Raw genomic sequence first — 18486 nt, 5'->3', positions numbered from 1 at the left:
TCGACGGGCGGCGCATGAGCCGGCCTGATCAGCCGAACTGACCAGTCAGACCGACCAGTCAGACCGATCAGTCGGCCGCGCCGCCTGCCAGCATCCGCGTCAACACCGCGCGCTGCACCGGGAGCACCTCGCCGTGCAGCGCACGCCCCTTCGGCGTAAGGGAGACACGGACGCCCCTCCGGTCCTCCGGACACATACAGCGCTCCACGAGACCGTCCTTCTCGAGCCGGCCGATCAGCCGGGACAGAGCGCTCTGGCTCAGATGCACTCGCTCGGCGATCCCCTGGACGCGGTACGAGCTGTCGGCGTCGGCCGGCGCGCTCCCGGCCAGTACGTCGAGTACCTCGAAGTCGCTGGCGCCCAGGCCGTGTTGATGCAGTTCACGGTCGAGTTCGCACAGCGTGCGCGCATGTACCGCGAGGATGTCGCGCCACTGGTCCACGAGCCCCTGCTCGGCCTTCTCGACAGCCGCCATGGCCGCACCCTAACAAAAAACCGGCTTTGTTGCATCCGCATTAAATGCATTTGCATCCAATGCATGTGCATGTACTGTCGCTGTCCATGACCTCTCCGCTCACCACCTCCGCGTCCCAGGGACACTGGACGCCTCGCCTGTGGGGCACCCTTCTGGTGCTCTGCGCCGCGATGTTCATGGACGCGCTGGACGTGTCGATGGTCGGCGTCGCCCTGCCGTCCATCGGTTCCGAACTCGATCTCTCCACCTCGACCCTGCAGTGGATCGTCAGCGGCTACATCCTGGGCTACGGCGGGCTGTTGCTGCTCGGCGGCCGCACCGCCGATCTGCTCGGCCGCCGTCAGGTCTTCCTGGTGGCGCTGGCCGTCTTCGCGCTCGCCTCGTTGCTCGGCGGGCTCGTCGACTCGGGTCCGCTGCTGATCGCCAGCCGGTTCATCAAGGGACTGAGCGCCGCGTTCACCGCTCCCGCGGGCCTGTCGATCATCACCACGACGTTTCCCGAGGGGCCACTGCGCAACCGCGCCCTCTCCATCTACACCACCTGCGCCGCCACCGGCTTTTCCATGGGCCTCGTCCTGTCCGGGCTGCTCACCGAGGCCAGCTGGCGTCTGACCATGCTGCTGCCCGCACCCATCGCGGTCATCGCCCTGATCGCCGGCCTGAAGCTCATCCCGCGCAGCGAGCGCGACAAGACCCACCGCGGCTACGACATCCCGGGCGCCGTCCTCGGCACCGCCTCGATGCTGCTGCTCGTCTTCACCGTCGTCCAGGCTCCCGAGGTGGGCTGGGCCACGGCCCGTACGCTGCTGTCGTTCCTCGCCGTCGCCGTACTTCTCACCGTGTTCGTACGCGTCGAGCGGCGCAGCCCGAGCCCGCTGATCCGGCTCGGCGTGCTGCGCTCCGGCCACCAGATACGGGCGCAGCTCGGCGCCATGACGTTCTTCGGCTCGTACGTCAGCTTCCAGTTCCTCGTCACGCTCTACATGCAGTCGCTGCTCGGCTGGTCGGCCCTGCACACCGCGCTCGCCTTCCTGCCCGCGGGGGCGCTCGTCGCGCTGTCCGCGACGAAGATGGGGGCCATCGTCGACCGGTTCGGCACACCGCGGCTCATCGTGGTGGGCTTCGCCCTGATGGTCGTCGGCTACGCGCTGTTCCTGCAGGTCGACCTCGACCCGGTGTACGCGGCGGTGATCCTGCCGTCCATGCTGCTGATCGGCGCGGCGTGCGCGCTGGTCTTCCCCTCGCTCAACATCCAGGCCACCAACGGCGTGGACGACCACGAGCAGGGCATGGTCTCGGGTCTGCTCAACACGTCGGTGCAGGTGGGCGGCGCGATCTTCCTGGCGATCGTGACGGCCGTCGTGGCGGCGAACTCCACCGAGAGCACCTCTCCGCAGGCGGTCCTCGACAGCTACCGGCCCGGTCTGATCGTGGTGACCGCGATCGCTCTGACGGGCCTGCTCATCACGGCCACGGGGCTGCGCACGCGGCGTACCGCGCAGCAGGCGACGATCCTGGTCGCGAAGTCCGAGCCCGAGTCCGCGTCGGAAGGGGCTGACGTGAAGCGAGTGACGGTCGGCGACTGACACAGCCTCAACTCCGCGTGTCCGGCAGGCAGTTCCTTGCCCGCCGGACACGCTGCCGTGACACTCGAAGGATGAGCAGACGGACGCAGGCAGAGCGGGACGCGATGACCGTGGAGATCGGGTTCGCGTTCTTCGCGGGCAGCGTGTTGGCCGGGGCCACGTTCTTCGCCGTGCAGCAAGGGCTCCCGGCGCTCTTCGCATCCCTGCGGGACGACGAGAGCACCCTGACGCTGCCTGCGTTCGCCCTCGCGACCGTGGCCTTCATCGGAGTGATCACGGCCGTGCTGGCCCGCCGACGAGCCGCTCAGCCCAACCAGCCCGGCCGCACCAACCCCGACTCATAGGCCAGCACGACCAGCTGGGCCCGGTCACGAGCCCCCAGTTTCACCATGGTCCGGCTGACGTGGGTCTTGGCCGTCAGCGGGCTGACCACGAGACGGCGCGCGATCTCGTCGTTGGACAGCCCGATCCCGACCAGCGCCATCACCTCCCGCTCCCGCTCGGTGAGTTCGTCGAGCGCGTCCGCGACCGCGGGCTCCTTGGAGCGGGCCGCGAACTCGGCGATCAGCCGACGGGTCACGCCCGGCGAGAGCAGGGCGTCGCCCTCCACCACCGCCCTGACGGCGCGCAGGAGTTCGTCCGGCTCGGTGTCCTTGACGAGAAAGCCGGAGGCTCCGGAACGGATCGCCTCGAAGACGTACTCGTCCAGTTCGAAGGTGGTGAGCATGACCACCTTGACGTCCGTCAGATCCGCGTCGTCGGTGATGCGGCGGGTCGCGGCGAGGCCGTCGAGCAGCGGCATGCGGATGTCCATCAGGACGACGTGGGGCCGCAGTTCGCGTACCTTGCGCAGTGCTTCCTCGCCGTCGGCGGCCTCCCCGGCCACCTCGATGTCGGCCTGCGCGTCGAGGAGCGCCTTGAAGCCTGCACGGACCAGTGACTGGTCGTCGGCGAGCAGTACGCGGATCACCGGTCCTCCTTGACCTTGACGGGCTTCTCGGCGGACGCCCCGAGCGACTTCTTGAGCGGCAGCACGGCCCGTACGCGGAAGCCGCCGTCCTCGCGCGGCCCGGCCTCGATCGTGCCACCCAGAGCCGCGGCCCGCTCCCGCATTCCGGCCAGCCCGTTGCCGCTGCCGCCCGCGTCCGCGCCGGTCGCCGGGCCGTCGTCGTCGATACGGAGCTTCAGGGCGTCGCCCGCGTAGTCCACCAGCACGCGCGCGTGCCGTGATCCGGAGTGCCGTACGACGTTGGTCAGGGCCTCCTGGACGATGCGGAAGGCGGCGAGGTCTGCGCCGGGCGGCAGGTTCCGGCGCTCGCCCCGGGTCTCGACGGGGACGGTCAGCCCGGCGCCCGCCGCCTGCTCGACGAGTTCGGGCAGCCGGTCGAGCCCGGGCGCCGGCGCGCGCGGCGCGTCACCGGAATCAAAGGGGGCTGCGCGCAGCGCATCGTTGGAAGGGCGGTGGTGGGAGACGGGTGGGCGGAGCGTGTCGAGCACCTGGCGCACCTCCCCCAGAGCTTCCTTGCTCGCGGCCTTGATCGTGGTGAGCGCGGTGCGTGCCTGCTCCGGGTCGGAGTCGAGCAGGGCGAGGCCGACGCCCGCCTGCACGTTGATGACCGAGATGCTGTGCGCCAGGACGTCGTGCAGCTCGCGGGCGATCCGCAGCCGTTCCTCGTCGGCGCGTCGCTTGGCCGCCTGCCGGCGTTCCGCCCGGTCGCGGTCCGACTGCTCACGGCGTACACGGGCGAGTTCGGAGACCGCGACGATGGCCACCATCCAGGCGGCGACGGCGACTTCCCCGCCCCACGAGGAGGGCGTGTCATCGCTCGGTGGCAGCCACCGATAGAGCCAGTGACCCACCAGGAGGTGGCTGGTCCACAGCGTGCCGAGCGCCGCCCAGGCCGCCCAGCGGTGGCCGGCGACGACGGCGCTGAAGCAGCCGAGAGCGACGGTGAGGAAGATCGGCCCGTACGGATATCCGGCGCCGAAGTAGACCATGGCCGAGGCCGAGACGCCGAAGACCACGAACACCGGATACCGCTGCCGCCACAGGAGCAGAAGTGTGCCCGCGATCAGCAGCGCCCGGCCGAAGGAGTCGAGGCCCTCGCGGTCGAGCTGTTGGCGCGCGGCGAAGTTGCTGCCGATGAGCACGAACACGGTGAGCAGCAGCGTCGAGCGCCACGGCCGGCGAGGACGGCCGCCGTCTTCGTCCTCGTCACGGCGGTTCCACCACGGGGGCCCGGGGGGCCCGTGCCGCCATCGCCGCGGCGGTCCGCCCCGCATCCAGGGGGGTCCACCGCACCGGCGTGCGTGCTGCTCTTCCATACCCGCCACGCTAGACGCCGCGGGTCTCCCGGGGCGTCACCCGAGCGAGGTGATCACACGTACTCCCGGCGGAGTAGCCGCTTCGGTTCGGGATCCGGGGCCTCCCTGCTCCGGAAGCGGCGGAGCGGCTTCGGCGCCCACCAGTTCGCGCGGCCCGCCGGCCGCATCGTCACGGGCAGCGGGACCACCCTGATGAGGCTCACGTCGACGAGGATCGTCAGGGCCGTCCCGAATACCGAGTTCCTTCAGGTAGACGACGCCTCCGGTGACGTACTGCGGATACGTCGCCCCGAGGACGATGCCGACCAGGACGCCGGCGGGTGTCGGCGCCTCGCGGACGCGGACGGCGAAGGCGGGTACGTCGCCGACGGCATGACGGAATGCCCAGTGGGTCACGACTCGGCCACAGCCGCGCTCGCACACTCCACGCACGGCGCATGATGCCCCTCAGCACCCGCGAGCCCTTGGGGGGAACGCATGCGTACCCGCGCGGCCATCACGCTCACCACCGCCTGCCTCGCCGCCGTGACCGCCTGCGGCAGCGCGGAGACCACCGTAGGCAGCCCGGAGCGCTACACATCCCCAGCCGATGAACCCGAGGACCATTCGGAGGAGGACTACACCGGCCCCGTCCTGGTTCCGGACATGACCGGCAAGAAACTTCATCTTGCCGTCTACGAAGCGTCAACACTGAACTTCGGATCCACCGCGCACGACGCCCTGGGCCACGGACGCGTCCCGGATGTCATCGGCGACGACCGCGGCTGGAAGGTCTGCTCCCAGACCCCGAAAGCCGGTAGCTACACCTCCGGGAACTTCGCCTTCGCCGTGGTGAAGCTCGACGAGGTCTGCCCGGTCACGGACGCGGGCGAGCGGCAGGCCACGGGATCGGCCATGCCCGGTGTCGAGGGCAGGGTCGTCACGGCCGCCCGCCGAGCTCTCGGGAACCGCGCCGACATCACCGTCACTGACGCCTCCGGCCTGGACCGCATCCTCCTCAGGGAATCCGAGTGGCGGACCTGCACCCAGCAGCCGGCCGCCGGAAGCAAGCTCGACGGGCAACGCGTGAAGCTCACCGCGGTGAAGGTGGACGAGTCCTGCTGACCCGCCGCAGACTGACCGCTCCCGCCACCGTGGTGACTCGCGTCAGAGGTGATGAGGCGCGGTGGAGTCGCTGGGTGTGAAGTGGCCCGCGGAGGGCCGCTGGTTCACGGCCGGGGGGACGGCGGAGTAAGCGCCGAATGGCGCGACATTCCTCACGACTCCCTCTACGTCGGCACGCTCGATGTTCGTTATGTTCGTTCAGGGCCGCGACTTACCGTGGTCGCTTCCCGTGCCGGTGTCCTGAGTGCCGGTGTCCTGAGTGCCGGTGTCCTGAGGAAACACGAGGCCCACGCCGTGACCGAGACGGGCGACCGCGTACCGGAAGAGTGCCTCTCGGTCCTCCACGACACGGTTGAACTGTCCGAACAGCTCGAAGCCGACGAGCCCGGACAGCTGCGCCCACGCCGCGACGAGCGCTGCGACCGCCTCCGGCGGCAGGTCCGGCGCGAGGTCCTCGGCCATTCGCCGGGCCTCGGGCCTGAGTTCGGCGGGCAGCGGGGAGACGGCCACGCCGGCGCCCTGGTGCGCGTCACGGACGATGCCGATGAGGAGCAGCCCGACGCGGGACGCCGCCGGCACGGTCGTGACGGGCGCGGCGTACCCGGGCACGGGCGAACCGTAGATCAGCGCGTACTCGTGCGGATGCGCCAGCGCCCAGTCGCGTACGGCCTCGCACACCACGGCCCAGCGCCGGATCGGGCCGGCGTCGGCGACCTTGGCGTGGGCCGCCTCGGCGGTCTCTCCGAGCGAGTCGTAGGCGTCGATGATGAGTGCGGTCAGCAGGTCGTCGCGGCTGGGGAAGTAGCGGTACAGCGCGGAGGAGGCCATGCCGAGTTCGCGGGCCACCGCCCGCAGCGAGAGCTTGGCGGCGCCATCCTCGGCGAGCTGTCTGCGCGCCTCGTCCTTTATGGCCGCGGTGACCTCGATCCGGGCTCGGGCGCGGGCTCCTCGTGCGGTACTCATGCCGGCCAGTGTCCCATGAAACCGGAGCACTGCACACAAACGAGAGCGGCGCACCGGAACGAGACCGATGCACCAAAACGTGAGCACTGCTCTTGCTCTGGATCACCGATCTCGTGCACACTGCTCTCAAGCGAGAGCAGTGCTCACAAAATAGGGCGCCGCTCTCACAATCACTGGGGGTCACCATGTCCGCGTCCACTCATGTGCAGAAGCCCGGCTGGTTCACCGTGAATGTCTTCAATCGCGCCGTGGCATGGATGACCCGCCGCGGCCTCAGCGTGTGGGGCTCCCGGGTGCTGGCCGTCCGCGGCCGCAAGAGCGGCGAGTGGCGCACCACCCCCGTCAACCTGCTGACCGTGGACGGTGTGCAGTACCTCGTCGCGCCCCGTGGCCACGTGCAGTGGACGCACAACATGCGGGCCGCGGGAGGCGGCGAGCTGCGGCTCGGCAAGAAGGTGGACGTGTTCACCGCCACCGAGGTCGCCGACGACGACAAGGTGCCGCTGCTGCGCGCCTACCTCAAGCGCTGGAAGGCCGAGGTCGGCGTCTTCTTCAACGGCGTCGGCCCCGACTCGTCCAACGAGGAGCTCCGGCGCATCGCCCCCGACCACCCGGTCTTCCGGATCACCGCCAAGAGCTGAGCCCCGGCGCCCCGCAAGGCACCGGCCCAGCCACGGTCACCGGTCGAGCGCGGTGAGGGCACGCCCGGCCATCGGATGTGAACGCACGAGTTCGCCGAGGGAGGTGGAACCGCGGGTGATGCCCGCGAACGCCTTCCAGGCGGGCCGGAAGCCGGTGATCGCGGCGTGGAACATGCCGGGCCGCCGCTGGAAGACCGTGAGCAGGCTCTTGCCGACGCTCATCTCGACGCCGAGGCCCGCCTTGATCGCGAAGGCGTAGTTCAGCGCCTGCCGCCGCGCGTCCACCGCGTCGTGCGACTCCCCGATCCGCACCGCCCACTCCCCCGCGAGCCGCCCCGAACGCAGCGCGAACGAGATGCCCTCGCGGGTCCACGGTTCCAGGAGCCCCGCCGCGTCCCCGCACACCAGCACCCGCCCGCGCGACAGCGGCGAGTCGTCGGCGCGGCAGCGCGTCAGATGCCCGGACGAGACGCTCGGCTCGAAGCCCGCCAGCCCGAGCCGGGCGATGAAGTCCTCCAGGTACCGCTTGGTGGCCGCGCCTTCACCACGCGCCGAGATCACGCCGACGGTGAGCGTGTCGCCCTTGGGAAACACCCACCCGTAACTGCCGGGGATGGGGCCCCAGTCGATGAGGACCCGCCCCTTCCAGTCCTCGGCGACGGTCTCCGGCACCGGAATCTCCGCCTCCAGGCCGAGGTCGACCTGGTCGAGCTTCACGCCGACGTGCGCCCCTATCCGGCTCGCACTGCCGTCCGCGCCGACCACGGCCCGCGCCAGCAGCGTCTCGCCGTCCTGCAGTACGACGGCCACGGTGCGCCGGTCCGGGACGGCCGAGCCGTGCTGTTCGACCCGCGAGACCGTGACGCCCGTGCGCAGTTCGGCGCCCGCCTTCTGCGCGTGCTCGACGAGCTGCTGGTCGAACTCGGGCCGGTTGATGAGCCCGAAGAGCATCTGCCGGGAGCGGCGGGTACGCGTGAACCTGCCGTCGAGCGAGAAGGTGACCGCGTGCACCCGGTCCTGGAGCGGCAGCTCGAAGCCGGGCGGCAGGGCGTCGCGGGTGGGTCCGATGATGCCGCCGCCGCACGTTTTGTACCGGGGCAGTTCCGCTTTCTCCAGCAACAGGACGCGGCGCCCCGCGACCGCTGCCGCATAGGCGGCGGAGGCACCCGCGGGCCCCGCGCCGACCACGACGACGTCCCATACCCGCTGTGCGTCGTCCGATGAGTTCTCGCTGCTCACGATGGTCTGCCGCTCCGATCCAGCCGCCTGCCGCACCTACTGAACGCATCCTACGGCGGCCTTCGCCGAGGACCGCTGTGGGAGGATCGGCAACGTATGCACCGCGCACACCCGTACGCGCGTGCATCGCACACGTACCCACCTGTACCCAGCCGTACAACGTCGCACCCACAAGGAGCGTGCCCATGTCGTCGAATCCGGTCGCCGAGACCGTCGCCTCGCTGATGCCCAGGGCGAAGGCGGAGCTCACCGACCTGGTGGCCTTCAAATCGGTGGCGGACTTCGACCAGTTCCCCAGGAGCGAGAGCGAGGGCGCCGCGAACTGGGTGGCCGACGCGCTGCGCGCCGAGGGTTTCCAGGACGTGGCGCTGCTCGACACCCCTGACGGCACGCAGTCGGTCTACGGCTTCCTGCCCGGGCCCGAGGGCGCGAAGACGGTTCTGCTGTACGCGCACTACGACGTGCAGCCGCCACTCGACGAGGCCGCCTGGGCGACTCCGCCGTTCGAGCTGACCGAGCGGGACGGCCGCTGGTACGGGCGCGGGTCCGCCGACTGCAAGGGCGGCGTCATCATGCACCTCCTCGCCCTGCGCGCGCTCAAGGCGAACGGCGGCATACCGGTCCACGTCAAGGTGATCGCGGAGGGTTCGGAGGAGCAGGGCACGGGCGGCCTGGAACGGTACGCCGAGGAGCACCCGGAGCTGCTGGCCGCCGACACGATCGTCATCGGCGACGCGGGCAACTTCCGGGTCGGCGTCCCGACGGTCACCTCCGCGCTGCGCGGCATGACCCTCGTACGCGTCCGGATCGACACCCTCGAAGGCAACCTGCACTCCGGGCAGTTCGGCGGCGCGGCGCCCGACGCGCTCGGTGCGCTGATCCGCGTCCTGGACTCGCTGCGCGCCGAGGACGGTTCGACGACGGTCGACGGACTCACGGACGAGGCGGCGTGGGACGGTCTGCAGTACGACGAGACGCAGTTCCGCAAGGACGCCAAGGTGCTGGACGGTGTGGAGCTGATCGGCTCGGGCACGGTCGCCGACCGCATCTGGGCGCGGCCGGCCGTGACCGTGCTCGGCATCGACTGCCCGCCTGTGGTCGGCGCCACACCGTCCGTCCAGGCGGGCGCCCGCGCGCTGATCAGCCTGCGGGTGCCGCCGGGCGTGGACGCGGCCGTGGCGACCAAACTGCTCCAGGCCCACCTGGAGGCGCACACTCCGTGGGGTGCGCGGGTGCGGACAGAGCAGATCGGGCAGGGCCAGGCGTTCCGTGCCGACACCACCAGCCCGGCGTACGCGGCGATGGCCGAGGCGATGAGTGTCGCGTACGACGGCGCGGAGATGCAGTACGCCGGTCAAGGTGGCTCCATCCCGCTGTGCAACACCCTGGCGTCCCTCTACCCGCGGGCGGAGATCCTCCTGATCGGCCTGAGCGAGCCGGAGGCGCAGATCCACGCCGTGAACGAGAGCGTGTCCCCCAAGGAGTTGGAGCGGCTGTCCGTCGCGGAGGCACTGTTCCTGCGCAACTACGCGGCGAGCTGAGCGAGTCCGTCCCGGACCGAGTCCTTCCGTGAAGCCGCGAAGGCGTACGCCCAGAGAAGCAGCCGGCTTGCCTACCTCTGGCCGACGGGCACCCCGGCCTCCAGATAGAGCGCCGCCCCCTGCTCCCGCGCGCGCAACGCCCAGCGCAGGCGCTCGTAGCGGACGGGCGGCAGCAGACCGGCGGCCTCCTCCTCGGTGACGAAGCGCCAGCCGCGCAGTTCGGGGCCCGGCAGCAGCATCCGCCGGGCCTCGGCGCCGTCGAGCCGACCGCCGTCGAAGAGGAGGCGCAGTCCGCCGTAGCCGGGAGGTGCGGGCGGTTCCCAGTCGACGACCAACAGGCCTGGTACGTCGTCGAGTTCGATACCGGTCTCCTCGGCGACCTCGCGCACGCCCGCGCGCGCGGGGGCCTCACCGGATTCGACGACACCGCCGGGGAACTCCCAGCCGGCCTTGTACGTCGGGTCGACGAGCAGCACCCGGTCCTGCTCGTCGAAGAGGAGCACACCGGCGGCGACGGTCTCCGAGGTGGGCTCGGGGGTCTGCACGATGTCCGAGACGGGAGCCTCTCCGCTGCGCACCGCCTCGGCGACGCGCACGGCGGTCTCGTACGGGGTGAGCGCGCCGGTGTCGAGGAGGCAGGCGTCCGCGGTGAGCCAGCCGGCGAGGGCGGTGCGGTAGGGCTCGATGTGGTCGTACGACCACTGGCGCAGCCGTATTTCCCCGTCGGGGAGGTCCGGCGGGACCTCCCGGCCGGCTATTCGCTCGCGCAGGATCGTTTCCGCCGGGGCGAGGAGCACATGGCGTACCGGAATCCTGCGGGAGGCGAGTCCGCCGAAGATCTCGTCGCGGTAGTCCTGGCGCAGCAGCGTCATGGGGACCACGAGGACGCCGCCGAGCTCGGCGAGCATCGCGGCGGCGGTGTCGACCACGAGCCGCCGCCAGATCGGCAGGTCCTGGAAGTCGCCGACCTCGGCGAGGCGCTTGGCGGGCAGCAGGTGTGTCAGCCCGGCCCCGATGAGCTCGGGGTCGAAGAGAGTGCTGTCCGGGATCAGGTCGATCAGTTCCCGTGCGGTGGTGGTCTTCCCCGCACCGAACGCGCCGTTGATCCAGACGATCACGGTTCCCCCCTCTGCTGTTGGCCCCCTGAGGCTTGCCCGCTCCACCCTGCCACGGAAACCAGGCCCTGATGAGGTCGCCTTTCGCGAGCCCCGCGCATGCGGAAGCCCGGCCCTGGGGCGGGCCGGGCTTGATGTGACGGGGAGGGCCGATGGGGTCGGTCAGCCGGTCTGCCCCAGGGGGTCCTCGTCCGTGGCCAGGCCGGCGTCGCCGCTCGTGTGGTCGAGGGTGCTGAGGGTGTCCTGTACGTCGAGGCTGCCGAGGGCGTCGGCATCGCGGGAGTGGGACGGTGTGACCGCCGCCACGACGAATCCGGTGGCGAGGGACGCGATGGCGAGCATGCTGCGCTTCTTCATGCCCCGTTCAACTGCGGACTCACCCATGGGTCACGGTCGACCCGCCGGCGACGTCATGGCCGGCCTTTCCCCGAGGTCCGGGACATCCGATGTCCTGTCGCGCTCACCTACGCCACAAGCCTCTTGAGCGAGGGTTCCGACGGAGCATCGGGCAACCCAACCCCTTCCCTGCCCCTCCTCTTCCACCACAGTGCGACAGGTCCTACCGTAAATCCGCACAGATGACGCGGACATGAAGACATCCAACCTTTCGCGAGTACGGAGGAACGTAACGATGCGTCACCTTCTCACCCGCACAACTCGCCGAAGAGTGGTCGGAGCACTCGCCGCGGCGTTCCTCGGCACCACGGGACTCACCGCGCCGACCCCGGCCGCTCCCGCCGAGGCGCCGGCCGCACCCGCCCTGGACGACGGCCTGGCCCGCACCCCGCCCATGGGCTTCAACAACTGGAACTCCACGCACTGCCGGGCGGAGTTCAACGAGCAGATGGTCAAGGGGATCGCGGACATCTTCGTCGACAAGGGACTCAAGGACGCCGGGTACCAGTACGTCAACCTCGACGACTGCTGGGCGCTGCCGGCCCGCGACGCGAACGGCAAGTTGGTGCCGGACCCGGCCCGGTTCCCCAACGGGATCAAGGCAGTTGCGGACTACGTCCACTCCAAGGGGCTCAAGTTCGGCATCTACACCAGCGCGGGCACGAAGACGTGCAACAGCGCGGGTTTCCCGGGAGCGCTGGGCCATGAGTACGGCGACGCCCAGCAGTTCGCGGAGTGGGGCGTCGACTACCTCAAGTACGACAACTGCAACAACCAGGGCGTGGACGCCAAGTCGCGCTACACGACGATGCGTGACGCACTCAGGGCCGCCTCCCGGTCGACAGGCCGGCCCATCGTCTACAGCATCTGCGAGTGGGGCGAGAACGAGCCCTGGGAGTGGGCGGCGGACGTCGGGCATCTGTGGCGTACGACCGGGGACATCAGCGACACCTGGGGATCGATGCTCTCGATCCTCAAGCAGAACCTGCCGCTCGCGCCGTACGCCGGTCCCGGGCACTGGAACGACCCCGACATGCTGGAGGTCGGCAACGGCGGCATGACCGACACGGAGTACCGCTCGCACTTCTCGATGTGGTCGATCATGGCCGCGCCGCTGCTCATCGGCTCCGATCTGCGATCGGCCTCCGACGAGACCTTCGACATCCTCGGCAACAAGGAAGTCATCGCGGTCGACCAGGACCCGCTGGGCAAGCAGGGCTCCGTGGTCTCCTCCGAGGGCGGGCGCTGGGTCGTCGCCAAGGAGATGCGGGACGGCAGCCGAGCCGTGGCCCTCTTCAACGAGACCGGCAGCGCACAGCGCATCGCCACGACCGCGCGGGCCCTCGGACTCCCCGAGGCCGACGCGTACACGCTGCGCGACCTGTGGCAGCACAAGAGCTACAACACGGCGGGCGCGATCTCGGCGACCGTCCCGGCGCACGGCACGATCCTCGTACGCGTCTCGGCCGACGGCCAGTGGGCCAAGAATCCGCCCGCCGTCGAACTCGGCCTGGACGGCAGTACGTTGGTCGAGCCGGGCAAGCCGTCCGCGCTGACGACGTCGGTCACCGACCTGGGCCGCACACCGGCCACGCGCGTCTCCGTCTCGCTGCGCGGGCCCGAGGGCTGGACCGTGAAAGCCAACTCGCCCACCACCGCGGCCATCCTGCCGACGGGCCGGGCGCTGCGCACGAAGTGGACGGTGACCGCGCCGGCCGACGCGCCCCCGGGGTCGTACGAGCTGACGCTGAAGGCGACCCATCGCTCGCCGAGCGGGGTGCGGGCCGAGAGCGTACTGCCGCTGACGGTGTCCGTGGTGGTGGCACCGCCCTCGGGCACGTCGCACCTCGGTGATCTCCCCTGGCTCTCAAGCGCCAACGGGTGGGGCCCTGTCGAGCGCGACACCAGCAACGGTGAGAGTGCGGCGGGCGACGGCAACCCCCTCACGGTCAACGGTGTCGTGTACGCCAAGGGGCTCGGCGTCCACGCGGAGAGCACCGTCGAGTACTACACGGGCAAGGCCTGCGAGACCGTCACCGCGCAGGTCGGCGTCGACGACGAGGAAGGCACCGAAGGATCCGTCACCTTCGAGATATGGGCCGACGGTACGAAGGCCGCCTCGACCGGCGTCCTCACCAACGCCCAGGCCGCCCAGCCCCTTTCGGCCGACGTGAGCGGCGCCCAGGTGGTGCGCCTCGTCACCACGGACGGCGGAGACGGAATCACCTCGGACCACGCGGACTGGGCGGAGGCGTCGCTCGGCTGCTGACGGGCCCGCTGGGGTGCCCCGCGACGGGGGCGCCCCAGCCGGCGCCGACACCGCGACGGGCAGACCCCGGCGGAAGCCAGGCGGCGTCAGCCGCCCACACCCGCCGCGGTCGCACTCGGCCTTCGGCTGAGCGCGGCCGCCGCCGCCCCCACCAGGCCTGCGTCCGTACCCATCTGCGCGGGCACAACCGTGAGCCGCTTGACGAACGACAGCGTCGCGTAGTCGCGCAGAGCGGCGCGCAGGGGCGTGAACAGGACGTCGCCGGCCTTGCCCACTCCCCCGCCGACGACCGCGATGTCGATCTCCACGAGGGTCGCGGTCGCCGCGATGCCGGCCGCCAGGGCCTGGGCGGCGCGCTGGAAGGAGGCCACCGCTACGGAGTCACCGGCGCGGGCCGCCGCGGCCACGGCTGCCGCGGACGTGTCACCCTCGGGGCCGGGCTGCCAGCCGCCCTCGATGGCGCGGCGCGCGATGTTCGGACCGCTCGCGATGCGCTCGACGCAGCCACGGGAACCGCACGGGCAGAGGTCACCGTCGAGATCCACGCTGATGTGACCGATGTGGCCCGCGTTGCCGGTGGGTCCGGGATGCAGCTGTCCGCCCAGGACCAGTCCGCCGCCGACACCCGTCGAGACCACCATGCACAGCGCGTTGTCGTGACCGCGGGCCGCGCCCTGCCAGTGCTCGGCCGCGGTGATCGCCACCCCGTCGCCGATCAGCTCGACGGGCAGCCCGGCCGTGGCGGCGCGGACCCGCTCGACCAGGGGGTAGTCGCGCCAGCCGGGAACGTTCACGGGGCTCACGGTGCCCGTCGAGGCGTCCACGGGGCCGGCGCTGCCGATGCCCACGGCCGTGGCGCGGCTCCACAGCGGCGAGACGATCAGCTCGCCGAGCACGCCCTCGACGGCGAGCATGATGGTGTCGCCGTCCTCCTGAGCGGGCGTGGGCCGCTGGGCGCGCAGCAGGATCCGGCCGTGGCCGTCCACCAGCGCCCCGGCGATCTTGGTGCCGCCGATGTCGAGCGCGGCCACGAGGTCGGTGTGCATCAGTGTCAGTTCTCCCGTTTGGACCATGAGCAGAGGACAGGCCGGTCTCGCGGCGAGGGACGGCAGGCCGGAGAATGCGATAGACAGTCTCCCCTGCATCTGACAACGTTGTCCAGGCTCTATGCTCGACGCCACACCCCAATCCGGCGCCCAATCGAGCAACCTCGATCACCCTCAGGACCGACGCAGCCCCATGGACTACAGGACAGGAAAGCGCATCGTGGCCGAGACCGCCCGCCGAACCGAGAGCCGCTACGGCAACCGTCCGACCATGAAGGACGTCGCCGCGCGTGCCGGAGTCGGCCTGAAGACGGTATCGCGTGTAGTCAACGGTGAGCCGGGAGTCACGCCCGACACCGAGCGCCGCGTGCAGGAGGCGATCGACGCACTGGGCTTTCGGCGCAACGACAGCGCGCGGGTGCTCCGCAAGGGCCGTACCGCGAGCATCGGCCTCGTCCTGGAGGATCTCGCGGACCCCTTCTACGGCCCGCTCAGCCGGGCGGTCGAGGAGGTCGCCCGCGCCCACGGCGCCCTGTTGATCAACGGCTCGAGCGCCGAGGACCCGGACCGCGAGCAGGAACTGGTCCTCGCGCTGTGCGCGCGCCGCGTGGACGGGCTCGTGGTCATCCCGGCCGGTGACGACCACCGTTATCTGGAACCGGAGATAAAGGCGGGCGTCGCCACGGTCTTCGTGGACCGCCCGGCCGGACAGATCGACGCGGACGTCGTGCTCTCGGACAGCTTCGGCGGTGCGCGCGACGGCGTCGCCCATCTCATCGCCCACGGCCACCGCCGGATCGGTTTCATCGGCGACATGCCCCGCATCCACACCGCCGCCGAGCGCCTGCGCGGCTACCGCGCCGCCATGGCGGAGGCCGGCATTCCGGTCGAGGACGCGTGGATGTCCCTGGGCGTCACCGACCCCGTGCGGGTCCGCAAGGCCGCTGAGGACATGCTCTCGGGCCCCTCCCCCGTCACCGCGATCTTCGCGGGCAACAACCGCGTGACGGTCACGGTCGTACGGGTCCTCGCCGAGCGCTCCCGCCCTGTCGCCCTCGTCGGCTTCGACGACATCGAGCTCGCCGACCTCCTCCAGCCCGGAGTCACCGTCGTCGCCCAGGACGCCGCCCAGCTCGGCCGCACCGCCGCCGAGCGCCTCTTCCGCCAGCTCGACGGCACCCTCGTCCTCCCGGAACGCATCGAACTCCCGACGCGTCTGATCACCCGCGGCTCGGGCGAACTGCCGCCCGCGGACTGATCCATGGCCCCGTTCTCGCGCTCCGCGCCGCATCCCGGCCCGCCGGACGATCACACCCACCACACAGATCACATGGATCACAGAAATCACCTCGACCGCATCGACCACACCCACGATGCGATCGACCACGGCGACCGCACCCTCGATGCGCTGGGCCTCGCCGAAGCGCCCCGCGACCACCCGCTGAGTTATCCGGGCGTGTGGCCCGAGGAGTCGGGGCTCCTGGACGGAGACCGGCTGTTGCCCCTCACCCGCCTCACGTTCCCAGGCCGCGTCCCCGTCCTCGCGGTCGGCTCCAACGCCTGCCCCGCCCAACTCCGGCACAAAATGCGGGAGTACGAGCTGTCGTCCCCGATTCCCCTGGTAAAGGTGAAGGTCACGGGGCTCGAGGTCGGCGTCTCCGCGCACGTCAGCGGCATGGGATACGTGTCCGCGTCGCCCTTTCGCGCGCCCGGGCACACACGGGAGCTGTTCCTCACCTGGCTGGACCCCGCGCAGCTCGCGGCGGTCGACGCCAGCGAGGGCGTCACGGCGCCGAGCGGTGCGTACGACCGCGTCGTGCTGCCCGCCGCCGACTTCCGGATCGAGCTGGAGTCGGGGGAACCGCTCGACGGCGCCCACCTCTACGTCAACCGGCGAGGCGTCCTCCACGACGGCACCGGAACACCGCGCACACATCCGGGCCAGCGCCCGCTGCTCGCCGAACTCCTCGCCGAGTCACCGCGGTTGAGGGAGCTGTTCGGCTCCACGCCCGAGGAGTTCTGCTCCCGGGCGCGCGGCGATCGGCGGCTCTGCACGGCGGGCACCCGCCTGTTCGCAGCGGAGGGGCGTACGACGGCTTCCGGGTTGGAGAAGTACGTGCTCGGTCAGCAGACCGGAAGCCCCGGTACCGGTGCGTCGTTTTCGCCGCCCTTGATGTAGACGTCGCTGATGAAGACATTCGTGTTGCCGCTGTCGTCGTCGGTCTTCGCCCACCAGACGTTCGTCCACTTGTCGTAGGTCTCGCGGCGGCCGAGGTTCTGCTGGCAGGATGGTCGCCGCAGCGCTGTCACCTGCGTAAACACGGAGGACGGCCCTGTTTGTGGCTACCTTGACGGCTACTTAAAGTCTCCGTCCTCCAGCCCTCGCCGCGCCGTTGCCACCTCTGGGGCCTCTTGGCTCCGTCGGACGTCTTGGCGTCTTGATGCGTCTTGTGCGTCTTCGGCCACGGTACTGCCTGGGGGCTGGACTACTGCTCCGCCATCGACGATGACCGCGGCATCCAGGGAGTACGTTGCCCGGCTAGGAGCTGTCCCGCAAATACGACTATCCCGAGATCGCGTACCGCCACCTCCTGAAGTACTCGGACTTCCTGGAGGACTTCAACGGCCGGTAGGAGTTGACGAGATCAGCCCCGTCACGCTCCGCCTCCCGGCAGGATGATCGCCGTGGAAGCAGAGACTTTGGCGGGGCTGATGGGTTTCGGGGGTGCTCTCGTGGGTGCCGGGGTGTCCATGTGGGCCACAGTCATCACCCAGCGGCACGAGGCGAAAACCGCGCGGATCCAAAGGGTCGAGGAGCGGGGCAGGGCGGCCGGGGAGCGGGCTCTCACCGAGTTGTACGCCCTGCGACGCCACATCATGGAGTGCACTCAAGATCCGATCCCGGAGGAACGTCAGCCGTGGCGGAAGATCGCGCATGACCACATGGGTGAGGCGCAAGCAGCGCTTGCGCTGATGCCCGGGGCCAAAAAGGTCCGAGAACGCGTTACGGAAGCGCTGACGATCATCGAAAGGAAGATCTTCGAGGCGAGGCGAGGGGACATGGGCTCGATCATGGAGATGATGGCACTAAGTCGCGGAGCCGGTGAGGGGATTGAGGTTCTCTCGGCGTACATGCGCGGAGAGGGCGTCCCTCAGCCGTCCCGCTGGGTACTCGACTATCGGCGGGACCAGGCAAACCGGCCTCCCTCCCCTGGGGGCTGGGGACCGGACGAACCCCCGTCATGACGCCCGTCAGACTGAGTACGAGTAGCGCCCCGATGGAGTCATGGCGTGGAACCTGAAATGTTGGCGGGGCTGTTCGGTCTCGGGGGAACGCTGATAGGTGCAGCCGTCTCTACGGGAGCGGTCGTCTGGCAGCAGCGCAGGACGGCACACGAGGCGGAGCGTGTACACCTGCTAGGTCTCGCCGAGGCGGCGGCCAACGAGTGCATACGGCTGAGCTACGAGCTTCAGGACTATCTCGCTCAAGGCGTGCCGGACCGTAACAGCAGCGCGTATTACACCTGGCGCTCCCCGATCGAGCAGCGGACCCGCGCCCTGGAGGAGCAGACGCTCAGGATCCACGACCGAGAGGTGCGGAACTTCCTCGGCCGGGTCTATGCGGAACTCCACGTCCGGGCGGAGTCGATCGCCGAGTCTGACACCTGGCCGCCGAGGTACATAACGATCTGCCACGACATCCGGACGGTCATGGGGACGGTGCTCCGCCGTCAGCCCTTCCCGGCGGACATCTGGGAGGACTTCCCTGACACGTCATGACGTCCG

General features: G+C 70.3%; 20 protein-coding genes. 10 read left to right on the top strand and 10 right to left on the bottom strand.

Annotated features, from left to right (window positions below):
- Positions 1–67: 67 nt before the first annotated feature.
- The gene (locus ACTWQR_RS22365) at positions 68–475 is read right to left on the bottom strand and encodes a MarR family winged helix-turn-helix transcriptional regulator (RefSeq protein ID WP_443228897.1); all 408 of its coding nucleotides are present in this window, start codon (positions 473–475) and stop codon (positions 68–70) included.
- An 86-nt stretch (positions 476–561) separates the two neighbouring features.
- Between ACTWQR_RS22365 and ACTWQR_RS22360 the strand changes: the two genes are divergently transcribed.
- Positions 562–2061: an MFS transporter gene (locus tag ACTWQR_RS22360; RefSeq protein ID WP_443228896.1), complete on the top strand. Its 1500-nt coding sequence runs from the start codon at positions 562–564 to the stop codon at positions 2059–2061.
- Between the two features lie 71 nt (positions 2062–2132).
- Positions 2133–2405 carry a DUF6332 family protein gene (locus ACTWQR_RS22355; protein ID WP_443228895.1) on the top strand — a complete coding sequence of 91 codons (273 nt, stop codon included), beginning with the start codon at positions 2133–2135 and terminating at the stop codon, positions 2403–2405.
- Here the strand turns inward: ACTWQR_RS22355 and ACTWQR_RS22350 are convergent.
- From ACTWQR_RS22350 to ACTWQR_RS22340, 3 genes are read right to left on the bottom strand one after another with little or no spacing between them, the layout of a single operon-like run.
- On the bottom strand, positions 2366–3031 hold the full coding sequence (locus ACTWQR_RS22350) for a response regulator (RefSeq protein ID WP_443228894.1): 666 nt from the start codon (positions 3029–3031) through the stop codon (positions 2366–2368). The genes ACTWQR_RS22355 and ACTWQR_RS22350 overlap by 40 nt on opposite strands.
- Positions 3028–4386, bottom strand: coding sequence for a sensor histidine kinase (locus ACTWQR_RS22345; protein ID WP_443228893.1), 1359 nt, complete (start codon positions 4384–4386; stop codon positions 3028–3030). Before ACTWQR_RS22345 ends, ACTWQR_RS22350 begins: the two co-directional genes overlap by 4 nt.
- A 36-nt stretch (positions 4387–4422) precedes the next feature.
- Positions 4423–4782 carry a hypothetical protein gene (locus ACTWQR_RS22340; RefSeq protein ID WP_443228892.1) on the bottom strand — a complete coding sequence of 120 codons (360 nt, stop codon included), beginning with the start codon at positions 4780–4782 and terminating at the stop codon, positions 4423–4425.
- Positions 4783–4863: 81 nt separating this feature from the next.
- On the opposite strand from ACTWQR_RS22340, the gene ACTWQR_RS22335 reads away from it, so the two are divergent.
- Positions 4864–5490 (top strand): hypothetical protein, encoded by a 627-nt coding sequence (locus ACTWQR_RS22335; RefSeq protein ID WP_443228891.1) that lies wholly within the window; start codon positions 4864–4866, stop codon positions 5488–5490.
- A gap of 198 nt (positions 5491–5688) precedes the next feature.
- Here the strand turns inward: ACTWQR_RS22335 and ACTWQR_RS22330 are convergent, their stop codons facing one another.
- Positions 5689–6453: a TetR/AcrR family transcriptional regulator gene (locus tag ACTWQR_RS22330; protein ID WP_443228890.1), complete on the bottom strand. Its 765-nt coding sequence runs from the start codon at positions 6451–6453 to the stop codon at positions 5689–5691.
- Positions 6454–6638: 185 nt separating this feature from the next.
- Here ACTWQR_RS22330 and ACTWQR_RS22325 point away from each other — a divergent pair, with 185 nt between their 5' ends.
- Entirely contained in the window at positions 6639–7094 is a 456-nt protein-coding gene (locus ACTWQR_RS22325) for a nitroreductase family deazaflavin-dependent oxidoreductase (RefSeq protein WP_443228889.1), read from the top strand.
- Between the two features lie 36 nt (positions 7095–7130).
- Here the strand turns inward: ACTWQR_RS22325 and ACTWQR_RS22320 are convergent, their stop codons facing one another.
- The gene (locus tag ACTWQR_RS22320) at positions 7131–8333 is read right to left on the bottom strand and encodes a geranylgeranyl reductase family protein (protein WP_443228888.1); all 1203 of its coding nucleotides are present in this window, start codon (positions 8331–8333) and stop codon (positions 7131–7133) included.
- Between the two features lie 185 nt (positions 8334–8518).
- Here ACTWQR_RS22320 and ACTWQR_RS22315 point away from each other — a divergent pair, with 185 nt between their 5' ends.
- Positions 8519–9874: a dipeptidase gene (locus ACTWQR_RS22315; RefSeq protein ID WP_443228887.1), complete on the top strand. Its 1356-nt coding sequence runs from the start codon at positions 8519–8521 to the stop codon at positions 9872–9874.
- Positions 9875–9945: 71 nt separating this feature from the next.
- Here the strand turns inward: ACTWQR_RS22315 and ACTWQR_RS22310 are convergent, their stop codons facing one another.
- Positions 9946–10992 (bottom strand): NUDIX domain-containing protein, encoded by a 1047-nt coding sequence (locus ACTWQR_RS22310; RefSeq protein ID WP_443228886.1) that lies wholly within the window; start codon positions 10990–10992, stop codon positions 9946–9948.
- Positions 10993–11151: 159 nt separating this feature from the next.
- Complete coding sequence (locus ACTWQR_RS22305) at positions 11152–11346, bottom strand: hypothetical protein (RefSeq protein WP_443228885.1); 195 nt, start codon at positions 11344–11346, stop codon at positions 11152–11154.
- Between the two features lie 274 nt (positions 11347–11620).
- Here ACTWQR_RS22305 and ACTWQR_RS22300 point away from each other — a divergent pair, with 274 nt between their 5' ends.
- Complete coding sequence (locus ACTWQR_RS22300; RefSeq protein ID WP_443228884.1) at positions 11621–13654, top strand: NPCBM/NEW2 domain-containing protein; 2034 nt, start codon at positions 11621–11623, stop codon at positions 13652–13654.
- 86 nt (positions 13655–13740) lie between these two features.
- Here the strand turns inward: ACTWQR_RS22300 and ACTWQR_RS22295 are convergent, their stop codons facing one another.
- Positions 13741–14700 carry an ROK family protein gene (locus ACTWQR_RS22295; protein ID WP_443228913.1) on the bottom strand — a complete coding sequence of 320 codons (960 nt, stop codon included), beginning with the start codon at positions 14698–14700 and terminating at the stop codon, positions 13741–13743.
- A gap of 193 nt (positions 14701–14893) precedes the next feature.
- Between ACTWQR_RS22295 and ACTWQR_RS22290 the strand changes: the two genes are divergently transcribed.
- Positions 14894–15958 (top strand): LacI family DNA-binding transcriptional regulator, encoded by a 1065-nt coding sequence (locus tag ACTWQR_RS22290; protein ID WP_443228883.1) that lies wholly within the window; start codon positions 14894–14896, stop codon positions 15956–15958.
- A gap of 72 nt (positions 15959–16030) precedes the next feature.
- The gene (locus ACTWQR_RS22285; RefSeq protein WP_443228882.1) at positions 16031–16879 is read left to right on the top strand and encodes a hypothetical protein; all 849 of its coding nucleotides are present in this window, start codon (positions 16031–16033) and stop codon (positions 16877–16879) included.
- Here ACTWQR_RS22285 and ACTWQR_RS22280 read toward each other — a convergent pair.
- Positions 16825–17022, bottom strand: a complete 198-nt coding sequence (locus tag ACTWQR_RS22280) for a hypothetical protein (RefSeq protein ID WP_443228916.1) — start codon at positions 17020–17022, stop codon at positions 16825–16827. The genes ACTWQR_RS22285 and ACTWQR_RS22280 overlap by 55 nt on opposite strands.
- A 363-nt stretch (positions 17023–17385) precedes the next feature.
- On the opposite strand from ACTWQR_RS22280, the gene ACTWQR_RS22275 reads away from it, so the two are divergent.
- Positions 17386–17946: a hypothetical protein gene (locus ACTWQR_RS22275; RefSeq protein ID WP_443228881.1), complete on the top strand. Its 561-nt coding sequence runs from the start codon at positions 17386–17388 to the stop codon at positions 17944–17946.
- Between the two features lie 45 nt (positions 17947–17991).
- The gene (locus tag ACTWQR_RS22270; RefSeq protein ID WP_443228880.1) at positions 17992–18480 is read left to right on the top strand and encodes a hypothetical protein; all 489 of its coding nucleotides are present in this window, start codon (positions 17992–17994) and stop codon (positions 18478–18480) included.
- Positions 18481–18486: the final 6 nt, after the last annotated feature.

The sequence above is a fragment of the Streptomyces sp. 2A115 genome (assembly GCF_052245575.1).
GTDB lineage: Bacteria > Actinomycetota > Actinomycetes > Streptomycetales > Streptomycetaceae > Streptomyces.
Note: the sequence above shows the minus strand (reverse complement) of the source record. Positions and strands in the feature narration are given on the sequence as shown.